Origin of the sequence: Pectobacterium atrosepticum, from assembly GCF_000740965.1 — a bacterium.
GTDB classification, from domain to species: domain Bacteria; phylum Pseudomonadota; class Gammaproteobacteria; order Enterobacterales; family Enterobacteriaceae; genus Pectobacterium; species Pectobacterium atrosepticum.
Genome location: NZ_CP009125.1, coordinates 4902625 through 4928751 on the forward strand (window position 1 = coordinate 4902625; position 26127 = coordinate 4928751).

At 49.8% G+C, this 26127-nt stretch carries 23 protein-coding genes; 11 read left to right on the forward strand and 12 right to left on the reverse strand.

The window, feature by feature from the left end; all coding sequences use genetic code 11:
- Positions 1 to 9: 9 nt before the first annotated feature.
- Genes GZ59_RS21790 through GZ59_RS21800 form a run of 3 tightly spaced genes read right to left on the reverse strand, consistent with a single transcriptional unit; the run spans position 10 to position 1982 of the window.
- Complete coding sequence (locus tag GZ59_RS21790) at positions 10 to 357, reverse strand: PTS lactose/cellobiose transporter subunit IIA (protein ID WP_011095892.1); 348 nt, start codon at positions 355 to 357, stop codon at positions 10 to 12.
- A complete protein-coding gene (locus GZ59_RS21795; RefSeq protein ID WP_011095893.1) occupies positions 347 to 1660 on the reverse strand; it encodes a PTS cellobiose transporter subunit IIC in 1314 nt (437 codons plus the stop codon). Before GZ59_RS21795 ends, GZ59_RS21790 begins: the two co-directional genes overlap by 11 nt.
- Before the next feature lie 16 nt (positions 1661 to 1676).
- A complete protein-coding gene (locus tag GZ59_RS21800) occupies positions 1677 to 1982 on the reverse strand; it encodes a PTS sugar transporter subunit IIB (RefSeq protein ID WP_011095894.1) in 306 nt (101 codons plus the stop codon).
- 213 nt (positions 1983 to 2195) lie between these two features.
- On the opposite strand from GZ59_RS21800, the gene GZ59_RS21805 reads away from it, so the two are divergent.
- Both GZ59_RS21805 and GZ59_RS21810 read left to right on the forward strand, forming a co-directional pair.
- Positions 2196 to 3233, forward strand: a complete 1038-nt coding sequence (locus GZ59_RS21805; RefSeq protein ID WP_011095895.1) for a LacI family DNA-binding transcriptional regulator — start codon at positions 2196 to 2198, stop codon at positions 3231 to 3233.
- Between the two features lie 72 nt (positions 3234 to 3305).
- A complete protein-coding gene (locus tag GZ59_RS21810; RefSeq protein ID WP_039294469.1) occupies positions 3306 to 4496 on the forward strand; it encodes an MFS transporter in 1191 nt (396 codons plus the stop codon).
- Between the two features lie 112 nt (positions 4497 to 4608).
- On the opposite strand, the gene gyrB is transcribed toward GZ59_RS21810, so the two are convergent.
- The 4 genes from gyrB to dnaA are packed head-to-tail and all read right to left on the reverse strand — an operon-like array spanning position 4609 to position 10682.
- Entirely contained in the window at positions 4609 to 7026 is a 2418-nt protein-coding gene (gene gyrB, locus GZ59_RS21815) for a DNA topoisomerase (ATP-hydrolyzing) subunit B (protein WP_011095897.1), read from the reverse strand.
- A gap of 18 nt (positions 7027 to 7044) precedes the next feature.
- Entirely contained in the window at positions 7045 to 8130 is a 1086-nt protein-coding gene (gene recF, locus GZ59_RS21820; RefSeq protein WP_039294471.1) for a DNA replication/repair protein RecF, read from the reverse strand.
- A 49-nt stretch (positions 8131 to 8179) separates the two neighbouring features.
- The gene (gene dnaN, locus GZ59_RS21825; RefSeq protein WP_011095899.1) at positions 8180 to 9280 is read right to left on the reverse strand and encodes a DNA polymerase III subunit beta; all 1101 of its coding nucleotides are present in this window, start codon (positions 9278 to 9280) and stop codon (positions 8180 to 8182) included.
- A gap of 4 nt (positions 9281 to 9284) precedes the next feature.
- Positions 9285 to 10682 carry a chromosomal replication initiator protein DnaA gene (gene dnaA, locus GZ59_RS21830; protein WP_011095900.1) on the reverse strand — a complete coding sequence of 466 codons (1398 nt, stop codon included), beginning with the start codon at positions 10680 to 10682 and terminating at the stop codon, positions 9285 to 9287.
- Positions 10683 to 11355: 673 nt separating this feature from the next.
- On the opposite strand from dnaA, the gene rpmH reads away from it, so the two are divergent.
- The 7 genes from rpmH (at position 11356) to GZ59_RS22465 (ending at position 16942) form a co-directional block, all read left to right on the forward strand.
- A complete protein-coding gene (rpmH, locus tag GZ59_RS23195) occupies positions 11356 to 11496 on the forward strand; it encodes a 50S ribosomal protein L34 (protein WP_005976668.1) in 141 nt (46 codons plus the stop codon).
- An 18-nt stretch (positions 11497 to 11514) separates the two neighbouring features.
- Positions 11515 to 11874: a ribonuclease P protein component gene (gene rnpA / locus GZ59_RS21835; protein ID WP_011095902.1), complete on the forward strand. Its 360-nt coding sequence runs from the start codon at positions 11515 to 11517 to the stop codon at positions 11872 to 11874.
- Positions 11838 to 12095 (forward strand): membrane protein insertion efficiency factor YidD, encoded by a 258-nt coding sequence (gene yidD, locus GZ59_RS23200; RefSeq protein WP_010281237.1) that lies wholly within the window; start codon positions 11838 to 11840, stop codon positions 12093 to 12095. Before rnpA ends, yidD begins: the two co-directional genes overlap by 37 nt.
- A 2-nt stretch (positions 12096 to 12097) precedes the next feature.
- Positions 12098 to 13732: a membrane protein insertase YidC gene (yidC, locus tag GZ59_RS21840; RefSeq protein WP_011095903.1), complete on the forward strand. Its 1635-nt coding sequence runs from the start codon at positions 12098 to 12100 to the stop codon at positions 13730 to 13732.
- Positions 13733 to 13861: 129 nt separating this feature from the next.
- A complete protein-coding gene (gene mnmE / locus GZ59_RS21845; protein WP_011095904.1) occupies positions 13862 to 15226 on the forward strand; it encodes a tRNA uridine-5-carboxymethylaminomethyl(34) synthesis GTPase MnmE in 1365 nt (454 codons plus the stop codon).
- Positions 15227 to 15294: 68 nt separating this feature from the next.
- Entirely contained in the window at positions 15295 to 15861 is a 567-nt protein-coding gene (locus GZ59_RS21850; RefSeq protein WP_011095905.1) for a DUF6933 domain-containing protein, read from the forward strand.
- Positions 15862 to 16045: 184 nt separating this feature from the next.
- Positions 16046 to 16942 carry an HNH endonuclease gene (locus GZ59_RS22465; RefSeq protein WP_011095906.1) on the forward strand — a complete coding sequence of 299 codons (897 nt, stop codon included), beginning with the start codon at positions 16046 to 16048 and terminating at the stop codon, positions 16940 to 16942.
- Between the two features lie 64 nt (positions 16943 to 17006).
- Here GZ59_RS22465 and GZ59_RS21860 read toward each other — a convergent pair whose 3' ends face one another.
- Positions 17007 to 17858: an SDR family oxidoreductase gene (locus GZ59_RS21860; RefSeq protein ID WP_011095907.1), complete on the reverse strand. Its 852-nt coding sequence runs from the start codon at positions 17856 to 17858 to the stop codon at positions 17007 to 17009.
- A gap of 100 nt (positions 17859 to 17958) precedes the next feature.
- Here GZ59_RS21860 and GZ59_RS21865 point away from each other — a divergent pair, with 100 nt between their 5' ends.
- Positions 17959 to 18378 carry a winged helix-turn-helix transcriptional regulator gene (locus GZ59_RS21865; protein ID WP_011095908.1) on the forward strand — a complete coding sequence of 140 codons (420 nt, stop codon included), beginning with the start codon at positions 17959 to 17961 and terminating at the stop codon, positions 18376 to 18378.
- A gap of 116 nt (positions 18379 to 18494) precedes the next feature.
- On the opposite strand, the gene pgaD is transcribed toward GZ59_RS21865, so the two are convergent.
- Genes pgaD through pgaA form a run of 4 tightly spaced genes read right to left on the reverse strand, consistent with a single transcriptional unit; the run spans position 18495 to position 24735 of the window.
- The gene (pgaD, locus tag GZ59_RS23205; RefSeq protein ID WP_011095909.1) at positions 18495 to 18917 is read right to left on the reverse strand and encodes a poly-beta-1,6-N-acetyl-D-glucosamine biosynthesis protein PgaD; all 423 of its coding nucleotides are present in this window, start codon (positions 18915 to 18917) and stop codon (positions 18495 to 18497) included.
- 3 nt (positions 18918 to 18920) lie between these two features.
- Positions 18921 to 20249 (reverse strand): poly-beta-1,6-N-acetyl-D-glucosamine synthase, encoded by a 1329-nt coding sequence (gene pgaC / locus GZ59_RS21870; protein WP_011095910.1) that lies wholly within the window; start codon positions 20247 to 20249, stop codon positions 18921 to 18923.
- Positions 20246 to 22261, reverse strand: a complete 2016-nt coding sequence (gene pgaB / locus GZ59_RS21875) for a poly-beta-1,6-N-acetyl-D-glucosamine N-deacetylase PgaB (RefSeq protein ID WP_039294482.1) — start codon at positions 22259 to 22261, stop codon at positions 20246 to 20248. The genes pgaC and pgaB overlap by 4 nt, the downstream gene beginning before the upstream one ends.
- Positions 22262 to 22272: 11 nt before the next feature.
- Positions 22273 to 24735 (reverse strand): poly-beta-1,6 N-acetyl-D-glucosamine export porin PgaA, encoded by a 2463-nt coding sequence (gene pgaA, locus GZ59_RS21880; RefSeq protein ID WP_039294485.1) that lies wholly within the window; start codon positions 24733 to 24735, stop codon positions 22273 to 22275.
- A gap of 203 nt (positions 24736 to 24938) precedes the next feature.
- On the opposite strand from pgaA, the gene GZ59_RS21885 reads away from it, so the two are divergent.
- Entirely contained in the window at positions 24939 to 25823 is an 885-nt protein-coding gene (locus GZ59_RS21885; RefSeq protein WP_039294488.1) for a BrxR family helix-turn-helix transcriptional regulator, read from the forward strand.
- The last annotated feature ends 304 nt before the right edge of the window (positions 25824 to 26127 follow it).

Consider the following 26127-nt stretch of genomic DNA (forward strand, 5'->3'; position numbering starts at 1 on the left):
ATTTCCTTCTCATTTCAGGTTTACATGTTGTTTCAGGGAGGATATTTCCCGATGCAGTTGAATCAGTTCCTCAACCAGTTCACGGCATAACATCGCGTTCATCAGGTGATCTTGCGCGTGAACCAGAATCAAGTTGACCTGGATTTTTCCGCTACCCTCATCGGCACCGATCAAGGCCGTCTGAATTTGATGGGCTTTGCGCGCCGCCACAGAAGCCGCATTCAGCAGTTCCTCGGCCTTGTCCCAGTCGTATTTTCTGGCAGCGCTCAGTGCTTCCATCGAGCTTGAGCGCGCCTCTCCCGCATAAATAATTAGTTCCATCACTGTAGTTTCATCAAGAATGGTTTCATCGAGCATCACTTACTGCCTCCTCTGCTGTACCTACTTCCTGTGCAATCAGCTGACGTTCATACATTTTGAAGAAGGGATAATAGATTAAGGACGACACGATAATCAGTACCCCCACCAGCACCACCGCCCGCCAGTCCCATCCCGTAGACCAGGCTGCGCCAATCGGACCCGGCGTAGTCCAAGGCGCAAGAGAGATCACGCGGTGTACCAAATCGGTTTTTAACGCGATATAAGCAAGGGTGGCGTTCACCAATGGCGCGGTGATAAACGGGATAAACAACAGCGGGTTCATTACGATGGGTGAACCAAAAATCACCGGCTCGTTGATGTTGAACATGCTCGGCACCACGGCCAGCTTGCCGATGGAGCGCAAATGGGCAGAACGACTGCGCAGATAGAGAAAGACCAGCCCCATGGTCGCCCCCGATCCCCCGACCGTAATGAAGAATTGCCAGAAGGGTTCAATGAAGATTTTGGTGATCGGTGCGCCTGCGTTAAACGCTTCCTGATTGATCCCTAAGTTGGTCAGCCAGAACGCCTGCAAAATACCGCCGACAATAACCGCGCCGTGAATCCCGGCAAACCACAGCAGGTGACAGAGCAATACCGCGATCAGAATGGCAGGGAGCGAGTCAGATGCTGAGATAATCGGCGCAAACATCGCCATGATCGCCTGCGGTAACAGCATGCCGAACTGGCTCTGTATAAACAGGCTAAGCGGGAAAAGCGTCAGGAAGATGGCAAGAATCGGGATCAGTAAATCGAAAGACTGGCGAATTTTCGGCGGCACCTGTTCCGGCAGGCGGATACCAATATTACGCTTCTGCAAAAAATGCATCAGCTCCGTCGAATAGATGGCCACGATAATCGCGGTAAAAATCCCCTCACCGCCCAGCGCCCCGACTGGCAGGCTTTTGTCGATTTGTGGCGCGGCTACCACCATAAACGACATCAGCGCCAGACTGGCAGCCATAAAACCGTTCATTTTATAGCTCTGTGCCAGGTTATAAGCGATGGCGCTGGTGATATACACCGCCATAATGCCCATCGTCATATTGTAGGGCATCATGATCTGTTCGCCGTGGCGTTCCACCATTCCCAGCCACCACTGCGCGAAAGCCCATTCACTTTTCGGGCTAAAAGGCGGATGGGCGAATAACATCATAAAAGAACCGACAATTAAAAAGGGCATGGATGCAATGAACCCATCCTTAATTGCCACAACATGGCGCTGGCTGGAGAGCTTTGCCGCAATCGGGCTAATACGGTTTTCGATAACGCTGAATAATGACTCACTTAATTTACTCATTATTCCTCCCGTTACACTAATTGATCATCGCCAAGGCATCATTGAGGACTTTTTCCCCATTCATCATGCCGTAATCAACCATATTAATGACTGCAATCGGCTTCTTTTTTTCGTCGGCTATCACTTTGAATTCAGGCAGTTTATATTTGATTTGCGGCCCCAAAAGGCAGCAATCATACTCATCAATTAGTTCATTAAATTCTTCAAAACCCACGGCTTTTATCTCAACAGCGATCGCATTTTTCTCGGCGACCTTTTCCATTCGCTGTACCAGCATGCTGGTAGACATTCCTGCTGCGCAACAGAGTAAAATTTTATTCATACTGCACCTCACCGTCCGTTTTTTTATTATTCAAGCAAGACATAAAATAATATGCAACCGGTTTCATATTGTTTTTACTGTTTTTTGAAGGCGATCATAAATAGCGCAATCGAGGCATATTTTTATCCCTATACTCGCCATTGATGATAAAAACGGAGGGTTTTTCCCTATAATGACGACATAAAGCGGTGCAAAAGAAGAACGGGAAGTACGATGGCAACCATGCTCGATGTAGCGAAAAAAGCCGGTGTATCCAAGGCCACCGTATCACGCGTGCTGACAGGGAATAACTACGTCAGTAAAACCACGCGGGATCGGGTATTCCAAGCAATTGAAGAGATTGGCTACCGACCCAACCTCCTGGCGCGACAGCTCGCCACAAGCAAATCGCAAATTATTGGTTTGGTCGTGACTAACACGCTGTATAGCGGCCCCTATTTCAGCGAATTGCTGTTCCAAACGGCAACCATGACGGAAAAATACGGGCGGCAGCTCATCATGGCGGATGGTAAGCACAGCGCGGAAGAAGAGCGTGAAGCGATCCAGTTCCTGCTCGATTTACGCTGCGATGCCGTCATTATCTATCCGCGCTTTCTTTCTATCGAAGCGCTGGAAAGCATTATCGAACAGCATGAACAGCCGATCATGGTCGTGAACCGCACATTGCATCAGCACAGTGATAACGGTATCTGCGCCGATCACCAGCAACACTGCCATGATGCCGTCAATTACCTGATTACACAGGGCCATCGTGATATTGCGTTTATCTGCGGATCGTCAAACTCCCCCACGGGCACAAGCAGGCTGGCAGGTTATCGACAGGCGTTAGTGGACAACGGAATTCCCTGTGATGACAGGCTGATTGCACAAGGTGATTGGACCCATGACAGCGGTTATACGGCAGCAAAATCACTGCTTCAACGGACGCTCACCTTCAGCGCACTGGTTGCCAGCAATGACGATATGGCGATCGGCGCGGCAAAAGCGCTGCGTGAACACGGCCTCGCGATTCCGCAGGATGTCTCGCTACTGGGGTTCGACGATTTACCGATGGCCTCATGGTTCTACCCGCCCCTCACTACCGTACATGTGCCCGTCGCCGAGATGATCAACTATACCCTTGAGAAACTGCTGTGTCGGCTGGAGGGTGAAACCGTCATACCTGCACCCGCCTTCAAGGGTACATTAATCATCCGTGACTCTGTCAGCAAAGGTCCTCAGAGTGGCATTCTTTCACGCGATACGGTGTAATATTCACACCATGGTTCTCATCGCCATTTTCGCCACATGCAGCTTGAAGTATGACGGGTACGTAAAAACGATATGAAATTCATAAGATTACCGCTACTGGCGCAAATCTCATCAGCCCATCTGGTGAGCCACTTCCATATGATGGTGCTGCCCGCGCTTATTCCGCTGCTATCAGCCCAACGCGATATCAGCTTTGTTGAACTCGGGTTGGCGCTCAGCATATTCAACATTGTCTCCGCCTGCGTGCAGACGCCGATTGGCTTCATGGTGGATCGCATCGGCGCACGCCGCACGCTAACAGCGGGGATCACGCTCGGAAGCCTCTGTTTTCTCTCACTCGGCTTTTCAGACAGCTACGTCTGGTTGGTCGCCGCGATGGGGCTAGCTGGGGTGGCGAACGCAGTTTATCATCCGGCGGATTACGCTTTACTGTCGCGTGGGATTGATGAAAAACGCATGGGTCGCGCGTTCTCGGTGCATACGTTCTCCGGCTTTCTAGGCACCGCCATTGCACCCGGAATTTTGCTGTCCGTTGCCGCCTTTTCTGGCATCAGCAGCGCATTCATTGTTTCCGGTGTTATCGGCTTGCTGACGATCCCACTGCTTCTGACGGATCGTGATGAACCCAGCCGGGCGAAACCTGCGGCGGCAACGAGCACACAGGCAGGTAAATCACGCGCATCTGTTTTCACACTGCCGATTCTGGCGCTGCTGATTTTGTTCCTGTTGCTGAATTTAAGTACGGGTTCGATCCAGAACTTCTCGGTTACGGCGTTAGTAACAGGCTACGATTTGTCGCTTTCACAGGCTAACGTGGCACTTACCGCATTTCTGTTCGCCAGCGCCTTTGGCGTACTGGCTGGCGGTTCACTGGCGGATAAAACCAAACGCCACGGGCTAGTGGCGACGGCAGCGCTGGCCCTCACCGCCGTGCTGGTCAGTATCGTTGCCATGTACTCTTTACCTACCATCGTGCTAGTGCCGTTGCTGGCTGCCGCGGGCTTCCTTTCCGGTATGATCGCACCATCCCGGGATATGTTAGTGCGTGCCGCCTCACCACCGGGAGCCGAGGGTCGGGTGTTTGGCATTGTTTCCACTGGCTTTAACCTAGGTGGTGCTGCGGGACCGGTGCTGTTCGGCTGGCTGCTGGATAACGGCCATCCTCACGCCATTTTCTGGTCTGCCGTCATCTTTATGCTGATTACCGCTTTCATCACGCTGCTACAGGAAATGCGCAGCGCTAAACGCCGTGCACTGGCCTGATAAAAACGTAGGGAGCGTTTTCTACGCCGCGTCACCATAAAAAAAGCCAGCTCCGTAGGGAGCTGGCTCAGGCTGCTAATAAAACCGATCGAGCGGTCAGAATTTATCTGAATCAGATATCGATGTTCATCGCCTTCAGGGCGTTCTCTTCGATAAACGCACGACGCGGTTCAACTGCATCACCCATCAGGGTCGTAAACAGCTCATCGGCAGCAATGGCGTCTTTCACTGTCACACGCAGCATGCGGCGGCTGGTTGGATCCATCGTGGTTTCCCACAGCTGATCCGGGTTCATTTCACCCAGACCTTTATAACGCTGCACAGTAAGACCACGGCGGGACTCTTTCACCAACCATTCCAGCGCCTGTTCAAAGCTGGCCACTGGCTGACGACGCTCACCACGTTCGATGAATGCATCTTCTTCAATCAAGCCACGCAGTTTTTCGCCCAGCAGATTCAACTTGCGATATTCGCCACCCGCAACGAAGCCCGCGCCCAGCGGATAATCGGTATCCACACCGTGCGTACGCACGCGCAGTGCCGGTTCAAACACGCTACGCTCTTCATCGTGGTGAACCACAAAGCTGTACGTGCTGCCATGCACTTCGTTTGCGTTCAGGCCGCTAATCAGCGATTCCGCCCACGCCTGCACTTTTTCGCGCTCGCTCAAATCAGCTTCAGACAGCGTAGGCTGATAGATCAGACGATTTAGCAACGGACGCGGGAAGCGACGCTCCATACGGCCAATCAGCTTCTGCACGGCGTAATGTTCAGAAACCAGTTTCTCCAGCGGTTCACCCGCCAGCGCAGGTGCCTGTGCATTGGTGTGTAACGTCGCGCCGTCCAGTGCTAGCATAATCTGGTACTGATCCATCGCTTCGTCATCTTTGATGTACTGTTCCTGCTTGCCCTTTTTCACTTTGTACAGCGGCGGCTGCGCGATATAAACGTGGCCACGCTCAACAATTTCAGGCAATTGACGATAGAAGAAGGTCAACAGCAGGGTACGAATGTGCGAACCATCGACGTCGGCATCGGTCATGATAATGATGCTGTGATAGCGCAGTTTGTCCGGGTTGTATTCATCACGGCCAATGCCGCAGCCCAGCGCGGTGATCAGCGTCGCCACTTCCTGCGAGGAAAGCATCTTGTCAAAACGAGCCTTCTCAACGTTCAGGATTTTACCCTTCAGCGGCAGAATCGCCTGGTTCTTACGGTTACGTCCCTGCTTAGCAGAGCCGCCCGCTGAGTCCCCTTCCACCAGGTACAGTTCAGACAGAGCAGGGTCGCGTTCCTGACAGTCTGCCAGTTTGCCCGGCAGGCCAGCCAGATCGAGCGCGCCTTTACGACGTGTCATATCACGTGCTTTACGCGCCGCTTCACGGGCACGTGCGGCATCAATAATTTTACCGACCACGATTTTGGCGTCTGACGGGTTCTCCATCAGGTAATCCACCAGCTTTTCGTTCACCAGTGATTCGACCGCGGTTTTCACTTCGGAAGAAACCAGCTTGTCTTTGGTCTGCGAGGAGAACTTCGGATCCGGCACTTTCACAGACACCACAGCAATCAGCCCTTCACGCGCATCATCACCGGTCGCGCTGATTTTGGATTTCTTACTGTAGCCTTCTTTATCCATGTAAGTATTCAGCGTACGGGTCATCGCGGCACGAAAACCGGCCAAGTGTGTACCACCGTCACGCTGCGGAATATTGTTGGTAAAGCAGTAAATGTTTTCCTGGAAACCATCGTTCCACTGCAACGCCACTTCCACGCCGATGTCATCTTTCATCGTCGAGAAATAAAACACGTTCGGGTGGATTGGCGTCTTGTTACGGTTCAGGTAGTCAACGAATGCCTTGATACCGCCATCATAATGGTAATGATCGGCTTTATCTTTCTCACGATCGTCAATCAGGCGAATAGAGACGCCGGAGTTCAGGAACGATAGCTCACGCAGACGCTTGGCCAGGATCTCATACTCGAATTCCAGCACATTGCTGAACGTCTCGTGGCTCGGCCAGAAACGCACCGTCGTACCCGTTCTGTCGGTTTCACCCGTGACCGCCAGCGGTGCCTGCGCCACGCCGTGCTTATAGGTCTGCTCGTGAAGTTTCCCTTCACGGTGGATAACCAGCTTCAGTTTTTCCGACAGGGCGTTAACCACAGAAACCCCTACGCCGTGCAGGCCGCCGGAGACTTTATACGAGTTATCGTCGAACTTACCGCCCGCATGCAGCACAGTCATGATGACTTCAGCCGCAGAGATCCCTTCTTCTTCATGAATGCCGGTTGGAATACCACGGCCATCATCCTGCACCGATACCGAGTTATCGGCATGGATAGTGATGATAATGTCTTTACAATAGCCAGCGAGTGCTTCGTCGATAGCGTTGTCCACAACCTCAAATACCATGTGATGCAGGCCGGTACCATCGTCCGTATCGCCGATATACATACCTGGGCGTTTACGTACCGCATCCAGCCCTTTCAATACCTTGATACTTGAGGAGTCATAAGAATTCGACATCAACGTTTCTCGCTCATTTTAGTCCTGTGATTGAACCGTTATTTTACCCTGTTCCACGCGGAACATCTTGCCCTTTTCACCAATCATGTCCTCTATCTGCTCAGCGCTAACCGCACTGACAAAAACCTGTGCATGAGTGGCTTTTAACCGTTCAGCCAGCAAACGGCGGCGGGTACTATCCAGTTCGGAAGCAAAATCATCGATCAGATACAGACAGCGCAGTCCGTTCTGACGGGTGAGAAATTCACCTTGAGCCAGCCTCAGCGCACACATCAGCAGCTTTAGCTGGCCACGGGACAGCATATCCTCGACCGCCACGCCGCTGGCGCGGATGCGGAAGTCGGCTTTATGCGGCCCCAGCGCCGTATAACCTAACATACGGTCACGTTCGAACTGCCGTTCCAGCAGTTCTGCATACTCGCTTTCTTTATCCCAGCCGCGCTGGAAAGAGAAACTGAGAGAAAATTCAGGCAAAAATTGCGTACAGGTCGCGGCGATATCATTAGCAATCGCCGCGCTATATTGCGCACGCCACTCGCTGATACGTTCAGCCAGCGGCACCAGTTCCTGATCCCAGGCTCTGAGCTGCCCGTAATGGCTCACCTGACGCAGCGCCGCATTACGCTGGCGCAGCAGGCGTTTCATATTGCTCCAGGCCGCAAAAAAGCCCGGTTCATTATGGAAACAACCCCAGTCGAGAAAGGCGCGACGGTATTTCGGTCCGCCGTTGAGCAGGGTAAATCCTTCAGGGGTGATCAGCTGTATCGGCAGCAGTTGCGCCAGTTCGGCAACTTTATGGCCGTCACTGCCGTCAATCCGCACCTTGCTGTCACCCTGACGATTTTTGCTTAACCCGACGGCGCGTTCGGTTTCCGTGCCGTCAATCCGACCATGCAACACAAATTCAGGCTGATCGTGACGAATCACGCGCCCAGCCTGGATGCTACGAAACGCCCGCCCGTGCCCTAGCGTATAAATCGCTTCCAGCACGCTGGTTTTACCGCTGCCGTTGGCGCCGACCAAAAAATTAAAGCCGGGAACCAGCGCCAGATCGGCCGCTTCGATATTACGGAAATCTTTAATGAGAAGACGAGTGAGGGCCATGTTGCAGGTATCTTAATGATGAAAGGGCAAGTAAACTTGCCCAATAATTCTACAACCGCATTGGCATAACGACATAGGCCGCTGCTCGGCTGGCGCTATCTTCGATCTGCACGCTAGAAACGGAGTCGGTCAGCAGTAAACGCACACCTTCGCACTTCAGCGCGTTCAGCACATCCAATACGTAGCTGACGTTAAAGCCGATTTCCATCTCGGTGCCGTCATACTGCACATCCAGAATCTCTTCCGCTTCTTCCTGCTCTGGGTTGTTAGCCGTAATTTTGAGCTGATTCTGAATCAGATGCAGACGCACACCGCGGAATTTTTCATTCGACAAAATCGCCGCACGGGAGAAAGCCTGCTTAAGCAAATCGCAGCTGGCTTCCAGCGTTTTATCCGGGTTCTTCGGCAATACGCGGCGATAATCAGGGAAACGACCGTCTACCAGCTTCGACGTGAAGATAAAGTCGCCGACATGCGCACGAATATTGTTGCTGCCGATTTGCAGCTGTAGCGGCGTATCGCCACCATCCAGCAGACGCACCAGTTCCATGACGCCTTTACGCGGCACGATCACCGAATGTGATGGTAAAGATTGCCCAATCGGCATCGAACAGACCGCCAGACGGTGACCATCGGTCGCGACCGTGCGCAGATCTTCACCTTCGGTTTCAAACAGCATACCGTTGAGGTAGTAACGAACGTCCTGATGCGCCATCGAAAACTGCGTCGCTTCGATCAAACGCTTCATCGTCGCCTGCGGCAGAGAAAACTCAACGTCGCTCTGCCAGTCGTCGAGGTTCGGGAAATCCGCCGCGGGTAACGTGGACAGCGAAAAACGGCTGCGGCCAGAGCGCACCAGCATACGATCGCCATCCAACATGATAGTGATCTCTGCGCCTTCCGGCAGACCCCGGCAAATATCAAACAATTTACGGGCAGGAACGGTGGTGGCACCAGGCTCATGCGGCTGCGTCAGCGCCACTTTTGCCACCATCTCCATTTCCAGATCGGTACCGGTCAGCGACAATGCGCCTTCCGTTACCTGAATCAGCAGGTTGCCCAGAATCGGTAAAGTCGGTCGGCCACCCAGCGGGCTGCTGACCTGTTGTAATGGCTTTAACAGACGTTCGCGTTCAACAATAAATTTCATAATGTTATGACGATAGTGTTCTGATTAAATTGGAAAAATCTTCTTTGATGTCGTGGCTTTCTTCACGCAACTGCTCAATCTTGCGGCAGGCATGCAACACCGTCGTATGATCACGCCCGCCAAAGGCATCGCCAATTTCCGGCAGGCTGTGATTCGTCAGTTCTTTCGCCAACGCCATCGCCATCTGGCGCGGACGCGCCACCGAGCGGGAACGTCGTTTAGACAGCAGGTCGGCTATCTTGATTTTATAGTATTCCGCCACGGTCTTTTGAATATTGTCGATAGTAACCAGCTTTTCCTGCAACGCCAGCAGATCGCGCAGCGCCTCACGCACAAAATCAATGGTGATCGAACGGCCGGTAAAATTGGCGTTAGCAATAACGCGGTTCAATGCACCTTCCAACTCACGCACGTTAGAACGCAGGCGTTTAGCAATAAAGAATGCGACTTCACCAGGCAAGCGAATGTCATTTTCATCTGCCTTTTTCATCAGAATCGCCACGCGGGTTTCCAGCTCAGGCGGTTCAATCGCGACCGTTAACCCCCAACCAAAGCGGGATTTTAGACGATCTTCCACACCATTGATCTCTTTCGGGTAGCGGTCAGAAGTCAGAATGATTTGCTGGTTGCCTTCCAGCAGTGCATTAAAGGTATGAAAGAACTCTTCCTGCGAACGCTCTTTATTAGCGAAGAATTGAATATCATCGATCAGCAGTGCGTCAACAGAACGGTAGTAGCGTTTGAACTCTTCAATCGCATTGTTCTGCAACGCCTTCACCATATCCTGCACGAAACGCTCGGAGTGCATGTAGACCACCTTCGCGTTGGGTTTACGGGCGATAATACCATTCCCCACTGCATGCAACAGGTGCGTTTTACCCAAGCCAGTGCCGCCATAGAGAAACAGCGGGTTATACGCGCCGCCTGGGTTGTCAGCCACCTGACGTGCCGCTGCCCGTGCTAACTGGTTCGATTTACCCTCAACGAAGTTATCAAACGTATGTTTCGGGTTCACATTGGAACGGTAGGTATGCTCTGCCTGTACAGGCGAGTTATCCCAGCTTGGGCGTACCGGTGCCATGCGTACTGGCTGTTGCCGTGCAACGCTGACAGGGTTGTGGTGCGACTGCGCTGGCTGGCTTATGGTTTGAACCAGCGGTTTACTCCCCACTTCAAAACGCAGTAAGGGGGCATCCATCCCGCAAAAATCATTCAGCAGGACATTGATATTATTTAAGTATTTATCACGAACCCAATCCAGCACAAAGCGATTGGGGGCGTAGAGCGCCAGAGTGTTATCACTCAGTTCCGCCTGCAACGGGCGTATCCACATACTGAATTCTGTGGCAGGTAACTCATCCTGCAAACGGGCAAGACACTGCTGCCAAAGCGAAAGTGACACGGCGGACTCCACTCGAACAAGAACGATCAAAAAGAAAAGAATAAGACGTTATTTATGTGACTCATGATTTTTTGGCGCCTGCGTCATCCACGATTGTTTCATTCACAATTCAGACAGCAGACACACCACGTAGCGTGGCGGTTTACCCCGACGATCCCAGCAAAAGGATCGCTAACGGGACCGCAGATCATAACCTAATCCGCCAAAGAGATCTTCCCCTTCTGCACAGTTTCGATCCTTTTTATCCACAGGCTATTCTTATCGTGACTCCCCGCAACACGGCAGATAGGCGGCTAGCGCACATTTCACCCACCCTATATGGAGCGCATCCAAGCATACCTTCAGAGACACGATCGTTACGGTGACATCGATCATGATCTTGCAGGGCAGATCGTTGAAGGATCCTTGCGCTTTGCAATAGAGTCCGTATAATTCCCTGCCCGCGCGTCTACGCCTTTTCTGTGCTCTGGCAGGCAGGAATTCCAAAAATAATGGGAATGGCTGGCGTGTTAAGTGTGATGTTAATTGACTCAGGACTGTACAATTATTACAATCCTGCCTCTTTCCGTCATATAGCTGTGATATGCGATTGAGGCGTCGGTCATCTTCACGCCGAACAGCCAAACGCGTTTACTGTAAAGTTATAATTATCCAAGTTTAGGTAGAAATCGCCATGAAACGCACTTTCCAACCGTCCGTATTGAAGCGTAACCGTAGCCATGGTTTCCGTGCTCGTATGGCCACCAAAAATGGTCGTCAAGTTCTGGCCCGCCGTCGTGCGAAAGGCCGTACTCGTCTGTCTGTTTCTAAGTAATAAAAGCTAACCCACCGCGTGGTTAAGCTAGCATTTCCCAGGGAGTTACGTTTGTTAACTCCCAGTCATTTCACTTTCGTCTTCCAGCAACCACAACGTGCCGGCACGCCGCAAATCACCATTCTCGGCCGCATGAACTCGCTGGGGCATCCCCGCATCGGTCTTACCGTCGCCAAAAAGCATGTAAAACGTGCTCATGAACGCAATCGGATTAAACGCCTGACGCGCGAAAGCTTTCGCCTACACCAACATTCATTGCCTTCGATGGATTTTGTGGTGCTGGTGAAAAAAGGGGTGTCTGAACTGGATAACCGTACTCTGACGGAAGCATTGGAAAAACTATGGCGTCGGCACTGTCGTTTGGCTCCCGACTGCTGATCGGGTTGATACGCGGTTATCAACTCGTTATCAGCCCGTTACTCGGACCACATTGCCGGTTCCGGCCAACGTGTTCGCAATACGGTATTGAAGCAATACGCAGGTTCGGCATGATAAAAGGCTGTTGGTTGACGCTTAAACGCGTATTAAAATGCCATCCTTTGAACCCTGGTGGTGATGATCCCGTACCGCCAAAAACCGACAATAACAGAGAACATTAACGATGGATTCGCAACGCAATCTTCTTCTCATCGCTCTGCTATTCGTAACCTTTATGCTTTGGCAGGCTTGGGAAACGGATAAAAATCCGCCAGCAACCACGCAGACCATACAGCAGGCGACGAACGCAGTGACCGGTGATGCTACCAACCAGGGCGTACCGGCCAGCGGCCAAGGCAAACTGATCACGGTGAAAACCGATGTTCTGTCGCTGACAATCAACACGCGTGGCGGCGATGTCGAGCAAGCACACCTGCTGGCTTACCCGGATATATTGGGTTCAGATAAACCTTTCCATCTGCTGGAAACCACATCAGCGTTTGTTTATCAGGCTCAGAGCGGTTTGACTGGCAAAAACGGCCCAGACAACCCGGCTAACGGCTCACGTCCGCTGTTTGTTACCACACAAGATAGTTTCGAATTGGCTGATGGTCAGAGCGAACTGCGCATTCCGATGACGTACACCGCTGCGGACGGCGTGACCTATACCAAAACGTTTGTTCTGAAACGTGGCGACTATGCACTGAATGTTGACTACAGCGTCAACAACACCAGCGCTCAGCCTCTGGAACTCACGCTGTTCGGCCAGTTAAAACAGTCTATCGACTTGCCTAAACACCGCGATACTGGCAGCAACAACTTTGCACTGCACACTTATCGTGGCGCGGCGTTCTCTTCCAGTGAAGACAAGTACAAAAAGTACAGCTTCAGCGATATGGACGAAGGCCTGAACATCACCACTAACAGTGGCTGGGTGGCGATGCTGCAGCAATACTTCGCAACCGCGTGGATTCCGACTACGGCAGGCGCGAATACGTTCTATACCAGTAAGCTGGGTAACGGTCAGGCTGCGATTGGCTTCAAGGCTGCTCCCGTTATTATTGCCGCTGGCAGTCAGCAAAATCTGAACGCCACCCTGTGGGTCGGCCCAGAAATTCAGGACAAGATGGCTGCGGTTGCACCGCATCTGGATCTGACAGTAGATTACGGCTGGTTGTGGTTTATTTCTCAGCCGCTGTTTAAACTGCTGAAATTCCTGCACGGCTTTATCGGCAACTGGGGCTTCTCCATCATTGCCATTACCTTTATCGTACGCGGCGTGATGTATCCGCTGACGAAAGCGCAATACACCTCTATGGCGAAAATGCGCTTACTGCAACCTAAATTGCAGGCGATGCGTGAGCGTATTGGTGATGACAAACAGCGCATGAGTCAGGAAATGATGGCGCTGTATAAGTCAGAGAAAGTGAACCCGCTGGGCGGTTGCTTACCGCTGGTGATTCAGATGCCAATCTTCCTGGCGCTGTATTACATGCTGATGGGTTCCGTAGAACTGCGTCATGCGCCGTTCGCTCTGTGGATTCATGACCTGTCCGCACAAGACCCGTACTACATTCTGCCGATTCTGATGGGCGTGACGATGTTCTTCATCCAGAAGATGTCACCAACCACCGTGACCGACCCAATGCAGCAGAAGATCATGACTTACATGCCAGTCATCTTTACCGTCTTCTTCCTGTGGTTCCCGTCAGGTCTGGTTATGTACTACATCGTCAGCAACTTGGTTACCATTCTCCAGCAGCAATTGATCTATCGCGGTCTGGAAAAACGTGGCTTACATAGCCGCGAGAAAAAGTAATCCGGTTGATTGCTAACCGATAGAAAGAGTAAGGCGGTCATTGACCGCCTTATTTTTTTATAAGCTGTTTTATCCCCTAACGATACGTAAAATAGCCTGACAGACAGGCATCAACGCAGAGAGAACATCATGAGCAATACCGATACCATCGTCGCCCAAGCCACGCCACCGGGACGCGGAGGTGTGGGTATTTTACGTGTTTCAGGCCAGGCGGCTGCAGAGGTGGCACATGCTGTTCTGGGTAAGCTTCCCAAGCCTCGTCACGCCGATTATCTGCCGTTCCGTGATACTAACGGTACCACGCTCGATCAGGGCATCGCCCTCTGGTTTCCAGGCCCGAACTCCTTTACCGGTGAAGACGTGCTGGAGCTTCAAGGTCACGGCGGTCCGGTTATTCTTGATTTGCTCCTGCAACGCATTCTGACGCTGCCCAATGTGCGCATTGCGCGTCCCGGTGAATTCTCTGAACGCGCCTTCCTAAACGACAAACTCGATCTCGCGCAGGCGGAGGCCATCGCCGATCTGATTGACGCCAGCTCGGAACAGGCTGCTCGCTCAGCGCTGAACTCTCTGCAAGGCGTATTTTCTACCCGTATAAATCAGTTAGTGGAAGCACTTACTCACCTGCGAATCTACGTCGAGGCTGCCATCGACTTCCCGGATGAAGAGATCGACTTTCTCTCCGATGGCAAAATTGAAGCACAGTTAAATGGCGTGATGGCCGATCTGGATGCCGTCAGAACCGAAGCGCATCAGGGTAGCTTGTTGCGTGAAGGGATGAAGGTCGTGATTGCGGGTCGTCCTAATGCGGGTAAATCTAGTTTACTCAATGCGTTAGCAGGTCGTGAAGCCGCCATTGTCACCGCTATCGCGGGAACCACGCGCGACGTATTACGTGAACACATTCATATTGATGGCATGCCGCTGCATATCATCGACACCGCCGGACTGCGCGATGCTAGCGACGAAGTAGAGCGCATTGGTATTGAGCGTGCCTGGCAGGAAATCGAACAGGCCGATCGCGTGCTGTTCATGGTGGATGGCACCACGACGCAGGCGACCGAGCCTGAGCAGATCTGGCCCGAATTTATGGCACGCCTGCCAAAAACACTGCCGATTACCGTGGTACGTAACAAAGCTGACGTGACTGGCGAAACGCTTGGTATCGCAGATGTGAATACTCACTCACTTATCCGTCTTTCCGCTCGTACGGGTGAAGGTGTGGACACGCTGCGCGATCACCTCAAGCAAAGCATGGGGTTTACCAGCAACACAGAAGGCGGTTTTCTGGCACGACGCCGTCATCTGCAAGCACTGGAATTGGCAGCACAGCATCTGATTCAGGGTAAAGAGCAGTTGGTGAGCGCCTACGCAGGCGAACTGCTGGCGGAAGAACTGCGGCTGGCACAACAGTCCCTGAGTGAAATCACCGGCGAGTTCACCTCCGACGACCTGCTAGGCCGTATCTTTTCGAGTTTTTGTATTGGTAAGTGATCGATTAATTTAGCCTAATCCACTTACGCGTTACGTAACTGACTGAAACAGAAGAACGAGGCGATAAGATGATTCAACTTCACGCCACACACAAGTTGTTCAAAAAGTTGCCACTGAATGACAGTGGTCAACTTGACGCGACTCCTCGCAGTCAGTGGCTCTTTATGCGGCCAACAATAGATATCAATCCACTGAGCAACTGGCACGGAAATCTGATCACCTTACAGCGCCGAAATTGTGTGCTGCTGGTGCATGATGCAACACGTTTTCCACTGGTATTACCCGCGCTTATCAAGAAAAATTTCGCAGAGCTGAACAACCACTTTGTTGATGCATTCATAAATACGCTTCTCAAGTGTGGTGCGGATGAAATGCAGCTCAACGTCGCCCAAAATTATTTGCGCCCGCTACAGGTTGATACTCAGTGTAGTCGCTCTGTACAGGGTACATTGAACCAGATGAAGGGAGATATTGAACACATAGTGCGGTTTGATAATCTCAACATTTCTGAATTAACAGGCTACTCTCTCGGTCAGCAGTTAGCTGACAGGCCTTGCTCAGTTAAAAATCGCGGATATCTTTGGCCCCAGAAAGAAATGCTGGCGTTGCTATCGCAGTTAGCTGGTCATCTTTAGCATATACTAAGTAATTAAATAAATGATAAAAACCATGACTTAACAAATAAGTTAAATATAAATTACCTTTAATAAATTGAAAGTTATAATAAAAAAACCAAAACCACATTTAGCTAAAAACTCATAGGCACAGGTATGGGTAGAATATATACCATAGACAGGTTTATCATGGAGTAATAAAAGAATGGAAGAAATACGGCGCAGTGAACTTGTAAAAAAAAGAATGAGTATCTATTTCAATAAAAACAAATCAGATGAGATTTTTTTCATTGAAGCGATGGAGTTCTTAAATGAAAACTTCAGTTGGAAAAAGACGAGTTTAGTTAGTCAAGGAAATAAACCAAGATTCAGAATGATGCAAAATAATGGAATAAAAACAACCTTAATTCCATGCAGAAAAAAACTAGAAATACATGTACAAAAAAAAGAAATAAAAGGCATAAACAACCTTACTCACTTTGGTTTTAAAACAAAAACATACAAAAGCGCAACAGGTATTCCTTGTGATTACATGGTGCTTAATATAGATTCATTGGAAAAAATCCATAACCTAAAAAAAATAAAAACAAATGGAGTATTCTTACCAATTGGAAAAAAACATTCTAATAAAGAAAATACTTTCCCAACAGAAATTGAAAAAAAAGAATATTTGATTGATGTAAACAGTTTAACCGACACAGAAAAAGAAGCAATAATTAAAATAAGAGTTGGACAAGGAAAATTCAGAGACAGCTTGATAAAAAAATGGGGGGAATGTCAATTAACTGGATGCGCTCATCTGGCATTACTGAAAGCATCTCATATAAAGCCATGGAAAGATTCAGATAATATAGAGAGGCTGGATGTAAACAATGGCTTGCTGTTGACCCCACTGTATGATGAATTATTTGATAAAGGTTTTATCTCTTTTGATAAAGAAGGCGTAATGCAAGTCTCTGATGAGATAGAGCCACTTATGAAAATCCTCACAGGAATGTCAATTTCAAAAAATATAACTATATCAAGAGAACAAGAAAAGTATATGAAGCACCACCGAAATAAAGTGTATAAAGGAAATAATAAAAAAGCCATTACGAATTAATTATTGTGTTTACACGTAAATACAATAATTAGGCTCAGGGCCATACCTGAGCCTAACGTTAAACTTATTTCAGCGTCGCTTTCACTACGGCTGATAACGGCGTCGTTGGGCGACCAATCAGTTGGCTCAGATGTTTACCACCATCAAACAGACCGCCTTTGGATGCACCGACGTCTGAATCCGCGATAATTTGCGCGAAAACATCAGGTAGACCGGCAGAAACCAGCGCGGCAGTGAATTCGGCTCCAGACAGGTTTTGATAACCGATAGATTTACCAGACTGTTTGCTAATCTCAGCCGCCAACTCTACCAGCGTGTAAGGCTCGTCACCGGCCAGTTCATAAACCTTGCCAGCCTGTCCTTCCTGCGTCAGTACCGCTACTGCGGCAGCAGCGAAGTCTTCACGGGTGGCAGAAGTAATTTTTCCTTCACCTGCGCTACCGATAAACACACCGTGTTCCAACGCAGCAGGGATGCTGGCTGCATAGTTTTCGGTATACCAGCCGTTGCGCAGCAGGACATGTGGTAAACCAGAGTCTTTCAGCAACGCTTCCGTTTGGCGATGTTCTTCCGCCAGCGCCAAAGGTGATTTATCCGCGTGCAGCAAGCTGGTGTACGCTACCAGTTTAACTCCAGCTTTCACCGCGGCTTCAATCACATTACGGTGTTGTGCCGCACGTTGACCTACCTCACTTGAAGAGATCAACAGCACCTTATCCACACCTTGCAGAGCAAAAGCCAGCGCCTCAGGTTGATTGTAATCCGCCGCTTTAACCTGCACGCCTTTTGCAGACAGATCGGCAACTTTATTCACATCACGCACCAGCGCCACGATATCGCTCGCCGGAACCTTCTCTAACAGTTGTGCTATGACTAAACGGCCCAGTTGGCCAGATGCACCAGTAATCGCAATCATCTCAAGCTCCTTTTATTAACCGTCTTTTATTAACAGACACTGGCTGGCATAATATCGCCAAAGCTAACTTTAAGTAAGTACATACACAAAGGTAAGTATAGTGAGTCAACCCAAAACGCCCATAGATTTGTTACCGCCCATACTGCCAACCGGCGATGTCTTAGCCGAGAAATGCCCGTCTCGCCAGATACTTAACCACGTGACCAGCCGCTGGGGTGTACTGATCCTGATTGCATTACTTGATGATACACATCGCTTCAGTCAACTGCGTCGGCGGATTGGCGGCGTGAGCGAACGCATGCTGGCGCAGACCCTGCAATGGCTGGAAAGTGATGGTTTTGTCCTGCGAACAGCCTATCCGGTTGTCCCGCCGCATGTTGAATACAGCCTGACGCCATCAGGCAAAGAGGTTGGCGAGCGGGTGAAAGAGCTGGCGGTGTGGATTGAAGGGAATCTGGGTGACATTCTGGCGTCACAACAATCACGTGAAGAACAGTCAGCTAAACAACTCGCCTCCTGAGCCACGGTTCTTGCTCCGGAAGAGATGAATTTGGGAAACAGGCGGTGATATCAGAGAGAATGGCTTTCCAACTCTCGCCATCAACCGCCATAACACGACAATGCGCCTTCAGTCGATCACGACGATAAGTTGTCGATACCGATCATTCTTCCATGCTCATTATGCCAAACACGCTGGATCTTATTGCGATTCAATTCCTGAACGAACCCATCGGATAAAGAAAAACTTCTGGCAACGCGTTTGGCATCTAGCGCATCACCACGCGTCCTTTGTTCTTTTCTGGAACGATAGCGATATTGTTCCAGTTTTCCCCAGGCAATTAAGAGCGACGCGTTTACCAGGAATATGCATAAATGTATCGATATAGTCCAACCCTCTGATGTAGAGAAAGACCGATCGGAAACGTAGCTATCCAAAAACGTACCGATAAACACCTCGGAAAATAACCAAATAAATATTCCCCATCCACATAACGTCAGGAAAGAATCGATAAAGAGTGGAAACCAACGTCTTTCAGAAATGATTAAAGGTGAATGCATAATTTATCCTCTTTCAATACCACGATCTGGACTTTCCCAACGCGCTCGCTTTTTGCGGGAACGCAGCATGACCTTTGGAAAACTGACTAGGCTGGTAAAGAGGCTCAATGTCCAATACACCATGGGATACCAGATAACCCAGAACAGATATTTACCAATATCTTTCTCATAACGTCGTTCAATCAACATACTGACTGCAAACTGGATTAAACAGACAACCCCTATCATCATGCCGGTAAACGCGGGAGGAAAGAGCGTTTCCACCCGAATCTCCTCAGGCAGTTCTATTAAAAAACCTAATAAATACAGTAAGACGCTTACGGCATAGGTGAAGGCCCATAATATCGAAATAGAATATTCGAGGAACAAGGGCCACATTCGGCGATAGCGCCATGACCATAAATGACGGAAGTTTTTTAAAAAGACCTCAGCACCGCCTTGCGCCCAACGTAGCCGCTGCTTCCACAAGCCAGAGAGCTTTTCCGGCATCAAAATCCAACACAGTGCTCGTGGCTCAAAAAATATCGTCCAATGGCGCAATTGAAGCTTCCAGCTAATATCGATATCTTCCGTGATCATATCGGGGCTCCAGTAGCCAACCTCTGCTAGCGCACTGCGACGAAAAGCGGCAATGACGCCAGAAACCGTGAAAACTTTGCCATGAACCCGCTGTGTGCGTTTGATCAAACCAATAATTGAGGAGAATTCACCTACCTGAATGCGACCAATCAGCGTCGAGCGCGTTCTTATCCTTGGGTTTCCCGTTACTGCACCGACCCGCGGATTATTGATCAATGGATTGATCAAATAGGCGACAGCATCGGGATCGAGAAGCGCATCACCATCAATACACACCAGCAGATCGCTCTTGGCCGCCGCACATGCCGCTTGAAGCGCCAACGCTTTGCCCTGATTATGCGCAAGATGAATGACTCTAAGTTTGTCATATTGCTCCGCCAACCGATTGAGCTCGTCTCCCGTATCATCATTGGAACCATCATTCACAGCAATGACTTCAATATGGGTATAACGTTGTGCTAATGCCGCCTCAATGGTTTCGCGCACATTAGGCCCTTCGTTATAGCAAGGGATCAGGATTGACACTAACGGGCGTCCGGTTGGCTCATCGGGTATCACCCCGTCTCCCCAACGCCAATGCCGTTCGTAGTGAAACCAGAAATACAGTCCTCCCGTTATCCATAGCCCAGACATAAACAAAGGCCAGAAAAAGGTAAAGTTGAGAACGACATCCCCCGTAAAGGAGAACATCATGCCAAAAGGGATGCCGAGCATCAGACATAATATTAAGGACGCTAAAATTCTCTCGATCATGGCAGTGGGTACCATTCTGATGAAATCATGGGACGGATGCCTTCCAACTCAGGCGTATTGTTAAGAAAATCATCCGGATAATAACCGTAACTTTTTGCACCATTCAGTTGCAGCACCCTCATCCATTCAGCCAATTGCTCGGTGTCTAACCAGGGTTCTCCTGGAACACGCCAATCCCTTGCCTGAAGTTCAAACACGGTTTTATCCAACGCACCGGGACGACGAGCCACTTCTTGTACCAGCTTTTGCAACCACGCATTGCTGTCCTTAGACGCGACGTTTTCCATCAATGGCATCGCCATGGGGGCAACCCAATCATAAGCGGCAAGGAAATCATCCAGATTTTGGGAGAACCATGCTTCACTTTCCGGTTCAATAATCGGTAATGCGAAAATGTTGCGCGCGGTCTGAACTTGCGGACCACGGATCTCATGCACACGAGCGGCCAGTTCGAGCGTAAAGTCAGTTAACGCCTTACTTTTAAACCGCATCCAGCGTGCAGTCAGTTGGGGGTCGCGACGAATACTGGCGATCGCGTTGGGGAATCCGGCCTTTTGGTAGGCTTGCATCGCCAGATGGCCTGCATCTTCATCATCTGCAAGTACGGCATCGTCATGGAATAAGATGCCATTGAACATGGTGTAAGCAGAAAGATCCTCATAAATATCAGTAACTCGTCTTCTGGCTTCCGCATCCCATAGAGATAAACGTCTATATTGGCTACGGCTGACACTACGTTGACCGCTCTCACTGTCGATCCGCTCTACGAACGGTAATGTCTTATCATCCATATCAAAAGCCAGAACCGGCATCCATGCGTAAACACGGACTTTTGCCCGAGATGCCAACTGCCAGGCTACATGATTGAATAAATCCTCTCGAACAGGCATCCAGCGATTAGGGAAATACAATGACTCGATGTTGCCATCACCATTCGGATCGGAGAAAGCCTGAAGATAAACGGTGTTAATACGTAAGTCGGCAATACGTTGAATTAATACATCCATATTGCGGGACTGCTGGGTTTTATCGGCGTCATAAACATAATCCAGATCGATATGTGCGACCCGTATAGTCTCAGGTTCTCGGGCATGGCTGACCATCAGTGCGAACCGTTGCACATCTGGATTATTGTTAATCAGTATGCGAGGAACATTATACGGTGAGTCAGTTGACGCAGGCCCACTTCCAAGCGTTAGCGCTAGTTGATAGCCGCGCTGCTTAACAATGCTTAGCGCGTCCCCACCCACAGCACCATAGGGCCAGACCCAAACCCGAGGCTTTTTCCCTGTCGCGTCAACGATCCTTTTAGTAATGAGGTCCGTATCATGCGCAAAACGTTGACGATACTCATCCCGCGTTTCGTATCGCTTATCCTCTGGGAAATAAAGGCGAGTGGAAGCGGCCGGTTCCATATTCCCCTGAGGGTTTGCCAGAATCCCTTTATGTAAGTCATAGGTATGTGCCCCAATTTCTATCAGGCCAGATTGCGCCATTTCACTGACTTGCTGCCAGGTAAGGAAATGGTTGCGAGGTAATTGAACGCCACTAAAGTCCACCGGCTGGTTTTCTGGCGTATCCAGCCAGCGCCCAACGGGTGCCAATACAGCTGGCCAGCCATAGGCTTTCAGAAGAGGGTAAACGCGATGATAAAAACTGCTGTAACCATCATCAAATGTCAGTAACACCGCTCTGTCCGGTAGCGGTTTACCCCCAGAGCCAGCAGCCAGAATGTCATCAACGGATACCGGGTGGTAACCATTTTCCCTCAACCAGACAAAGTGTTCATTCAGTGCACTGGTTCGTACCGCCATAAAACGTTGATCGGCACCCTCATCCGCAACATCGTGATAGGCGATAACGATATATTGATTGGTTTTCCACGGCAGTTCCTTGACCAAAATAGGACGTTCTGCTGGCGAGCTATATTTCACGTCAACGGGATGCGCGCAGGCGGCGATCATTAACACCCCCAACACCATCACAAAGTTTCGTAATCGTATAAATAACATCACCTTTCCCCTCAAAACCGATAATTCAAATCGAAAGACAGCGACAAATTTTGTTCCCGCTTGCCGTCGTAAGGTCGCTTATCCCACTGAGTACTCACCCCCATATCCAGTACGTCATTCCACCGTACTCTTTGCCCGTATCCGAGCGTGGTGATAGCCCCTGCGGACTCGCCTTTTTGCCAGTAACGCCCGACACCCGCATTTATCTCTTGATGCCACTCAGTCTGGTAATGTCGATAAAGCAAGTGATCGATGGCTAAGGCAGGTAGCACAGCCACATAACTCTGCGGGTTGTAATACGAAGTGTTCTGTTTACTGTTTGATCCCAAACTTAGCGACGGGGTGAAATCTATGGCTAAAGTCGGTGATGAAAAGATTCGCTCTTGCCCACTCAGTCCGTACTCATGACGTCTGTTACCATCAGAAAACCACCCGTTCGATAGGTCTGCTTGCCATGAGCGCCGTTCACTTTGCCGCCAGCGGACATACCCCCCACCGCCATTCGCCGTTACGCCATTTTTAAGTGCCTGTAACGGTGTGCTGCGCATTAGCCGTTCGGCATTAAGGCCGACACGCCAAAAGTCATTAACATCATGTCGATAGGAGAAACGTCCGCCGATATCAGAGCCAAATCCAAAATTCCGGTGTGAAATCTCTGCCTCACCCCAATGATCACGGTCGGTAAACTCCACACCGCTGCGAATACCGCGATTAATGGCCCGTCCGTCACTGAAATCACTTTGATTAAAAGCGCCCCCAGAAAACACTCGCCAGTGGTCGGCAAAGGGTGGGCTATAGAGCACAGCATCAATATCCGTGTCGTTCATTCCCTTGGCTGGGCTATCAGACTTGAGGCCCTGAGCACCGGCAATACGTAGCTCCGCCATATGATGCACCTGGCGCAAACGCGCTAATCGTTTCACCGAGAAATCATCGGGATAACGAGCCACCGTATCGTCGGTCAACTGATCAAGCTGGCGCCACTCCTGCAATGCCAATGCGGCAAATCCTTGATGGGTTTCCAACCGGAATGATCTTGGTTCCAACAACTCAGCTCGCTTTAATAGTGCTTCGGCACGACGCGGCCACCCTCTATTTAGATAAATCTCGGCCAAACGTAGGTTTAGCTCTTGGTTTCCAGGCCCACTAAAAGCCAGCCTTTCCGCCAGTCGTTGCGCAGCCGGGAGGTCATTATGGGAAATCAGCGACTGTATACGCAGGTATTTGATGTCAACCCAATCGTCGTTAGGTATGAATGTTGGTAAACCATAAACACTTTTTTTATAAGGTGTTTTTTCTCCAGCCTGAACTGACAACCGCGTTGCCTGTTCAATTTTTTCATTCTCCAGAATGCTGTAGAAAAAATCGCCTTGCCGCACTATCTGAAAGCGTTGCGAAGGATCGTCTTGTATTACCACACTGAGAATCTGCTCTGTTTTCTCAGGCTGCTTCAAATAGAGATAGGCAGACGCTACCCAGCGCCGAGCATAACTGGGAATCTCCCCCTCTTTGAGAAGTGATTGATATTCTGAAATAATGTCTTCCATGCGATAGCGAACGAGCAATGCGCCTAGCCGATCAATTCGAGCCTGGCGATAGCTGATTTTTGCAGACGGGAGCTTCCGCCATTGCGTCATCAGGATGTCATAACGAGCCAACGCGCGATCCGCCACAACGAAGCGTTCGTTTTCAGTTGTCGACGTGATAAATGAAAGACGAACCAACTCAGCCGCCGCCCCCAGCTCTCGCTGGCGTTGCGTTTCATCAGTCAGGAAGCCCTGAGGTTTGCCATTTTCCAGGGCTGTTAATGCAGGTGCACTAATCTTATTGTTGGAGAGGATGTCGCTGTAGTCATAAAGCAGCGCTTTATCTTGTGGTGCATGGCGCATGGCTTGAATGATAGAAAAGAGGGAGTCAGTATGCTTTCCCGCAATGCGTTGCACCCACGCTAATTCACGCCAATGGTTTGCCGTTGGTTCATGCTTAACGCGAGACGCAGCGAGTTCCAGCGATCTTTTTGTCTGTCCGGCATCGGCGAGGGTGAGTATCAAACCACTACGTGCATCGTCATCCCGTGGAGAGCGTTGCAAAACCCGGCTCCATAATTCCACTGACGACTGCCACTGCCGGAGATTACGGTAGGATTTGGCCGCCGCTCTCAAGGCAGGATCGGGCAATGACATCGCTGGCGAGTAGGTTTCCCAAATTCGCCTCACTTCAGCATCCTTTCCCGCCCAACCGTTAATGAGCAGCCAGTCGGTCACCTCGGCAACGGTCAGTACACGATTTCTAGATTGCCCATCAAGCCATGACGTCGCAGCAGAGATATCGCCCTGCCGGGCGTTGATGATTAATGTGTCGTAACGAGATTCTGCCGCCACTACGCTGCCAGAAACGGAAAAATAAACTAATGATTTAAGTAAGTTAAACAATATTGGATTGAGTCTGCTTGAATGAGAATTAACAAAACTCATCGCTGAATCTCCCCACCAGTGATGACAGGATGACATTCAAATACATCGTTGAACGCTGGTTTCATGACTTAACACCTCTAAGCGAGTCTAAACGCGGCATGCAGCTATCCCTCTCGTGATTCGAAGTCAGAGATAGACGCTAAGGCCAGTTTGGCGCATAATAATGCATATAGTTTTTTTATCAATATAATTTTTATACGCATATGACTAAGACTTCAGTGACAGGTTCAGAGCAGGTAGTAAAAGGGCGCAGTTGGGGACTGGAACGTCGGCTTCAATTCATCGACTTTCGGTTACGGTGGAGTGGGCACATAAATCGTACAGATCTAACGTCTTTTTTTGGGTTATCGATCCCTCAGGCGTCGCTCGACATCGCTAAATACCTTGAGCTTGCCCCCGATAATCTGGTCTACGATCGACGCACCAAAACTTACACGGCTACGCCAACATTCTCTGCTGTCTACCCACAGAATTCAGCCCAGCGCTATTTAGCAGAATTGCTCGCCATGAAGACGGGCGTACTTGAAGCGGATGCCAGTTTCATTGAATCTGCTCCAGAAGTGTGCTGGGTTCATATCCCGCTCAACACCTACAATGAACAAGTTGTTGAAGTCATTGTCCGAGCGATTCGTGAAAAAAAGGCAGTGAGCATCTGCTATCAATCCTCATCGTCAATGGATCATTCGCCACGGCTCATTTCCCCACACGCTTTAGGCAATGATGGATTACGGTGGCGAGTACGTGCTTATTGCCACGTTAAGCAGCAGTTTAATGACTTCATTCTTACGCGAATCCTCAACATTGAAGGTAGCGAAGCCTCGACAGTCGATCCCGCTAGCGATTATTCATGGCATACCCATGTACAGTTAATGTTGAAGCCTAATGACGAACTACCTCAGGCACACCAACGTGCATTGGAACTGGAATATGGTATGACCAATGGCGAGTTGAATTTATCCTGCCGTCTGGCATGTTTACATGAAACCCTCGGACGATTTCACATCAGCCTGACAGATGAAAATAACAAACAGCATCAACCATTTATATTAATAAATAAGAAAGACGTTCAGGCATTTATGGGGGCATGACCCCCACACCATCACTTATATTAATATTTCTGTGGGATAAGACGGTGCAAGGTCATGACTAAGCGAATTGCATATTGATTTCACTTGTCTCCCTTGCATCAGAATTATCATAAAATGATGTAAGGCAAGAAGGTATTTAAGTGTATTTAAGTGTATTTATGATACAAGATTGATACAGGCCAAATAGGTTAACCGGGAAAAAAAATGAAAATTCGCGCGAATGAATTATTAATTATTTTCAGTTCAACCTTAATTATTAGTTACTTAGGTTTATCTTTTCGGTTACTTGACGACACATCCCTAT

Bases quoted from the DNA above. Each gene is read 5' to 3' on its own strand.
- yidC (WP_011095903.1), top strand. From the start codon at position 12,098: ATGGATTCGCAACGCAATCTTCTTCTCATCGCTCTGCTATTCGTAACC.
- pgaC (WP_011095910.1), bottom strand. From the start codon at position 20,249: ATGATCGAGAGAATTTTAGCGTCCTTAATATTATGTCTGATGCTCGGC.
- pgaA (WP_039294485.1), bottom strand. From the start codon at position 24,735: ATGAGTTTTGTTAATTCTCATTCAAGCAGACTCAATCCAATATTGTTT.
- GZ59_RS21805 (WP_011095895.1), top strand. From the start codon at position 2,196: ATGGCAACCATGCTCGATGTAGCGAAAAAAGCCGGTGTATCCAAGGCC.
- gyrB (WP_011095897.1), bottom strand. From the start codon at position 7,026: ATGTCGAATTCTTATGACTCCTCAAGTATCAAGGTATTGAAAGGGCTG.
- GZ59_RS21795 (WP_011095893.1), bottom strand. From the start codon at position 1,660: ATGAGTAAATTAAGTGAGTCATTATTCAGCGTTATCGAAAACCGTATT.
- mnmE (WP_011095904.1), top strand. From the start codon at position 13,862: ATGAGCAATACCGATACCATCGTCGCCCAAGCCACGCCACCGGGACGC.
- GZ59_RS21810 (WP_039294469.1), top strand. From the start codon at position 3,306: ATGAAATTCATAAGATTACCGCTACTGGCGCAAATCTCATCAGCCCAT.
- GZ59_RS21800 (WP_011095894.1), bottom strand. From the start codon at position 1,982: ATGAATAAAATTTTACTCTGTTGCGCAGCAGGAATGTCTACCAGCATG.
- pgaB (WP_039294482.1), bottom strand. From the start codon at position 22,261: ATGTTATTTATACGATTACGAAACTTTGTGATGGTGTTGGGGGTGTTA.
- GZ59_RS21885 (WP_039294488.1), top strand. From the start codon at position 24,939: ATGACTAAGACTTCAGTGACAGGTTCAGAGCAGGTAGTAAAAGGGCGC.
- GZ59_RS22465 (WP_011095906.1), top strand. From the start codon at position 16,046: ATGGAAGAAATACGGCGCAGTGAACTTGTAAAAAAAAGAATGAGTATC.
- GZ59_RS21790 (WP_011095892.1), bottom strand. From the start codon at position 357: ATGCTCGATGAAACCATTCTTGATGAAACTACAGTGATGGAACTAATT.
- yidD (WP_010281237.1), top strand. From the start codon at position 11,838: ATGGCGTCGGCACTGTCGTTTGGCTCCCGACTGCTGATCGGGTTGATA.
- dnaN (WP_011095899.1), bottom strand. From the start codon at position 9,280: ATGAAATTTATTGTTGAACGCGAACGTCTGTTAAAGCCATTACAACAG.
- GZ59_RS21860 (WP_011095907.1), bottom strand. From the start codon at position 17,858: ATGATTGCGATTACTGGTGCATCTGGCCAACTGGGCCGTTTAGTCATA.
- rpmH (WP_005976668.1), top strand. From the start codon at position 11,356: ATGAAACGCACTTTCCAACCGTCCGTATTGAAGCGTAACCGTAGCCAT.
- pgaD (WP_011095909.1), bottom strand. From the start codon at position 18,917: ATGCATTCACCTTTAATCATTTCTGAAAGACGTTGGTTTCCACTCTTT.
- recF (WP_039294471.1), bottom strand. From the start codon at position 8,130: ATGGCCCTCACTCGTCTTCTCATTAAAGATTTCCGTAATATCGAAGCG.
- GZ59_RS21850 (WP_011095905.1), top strand. From the start codon at position 15,295: ATGATTCAACTTCACGCCACACACAAGTTGTTCAAAAAGTTGCCACTG.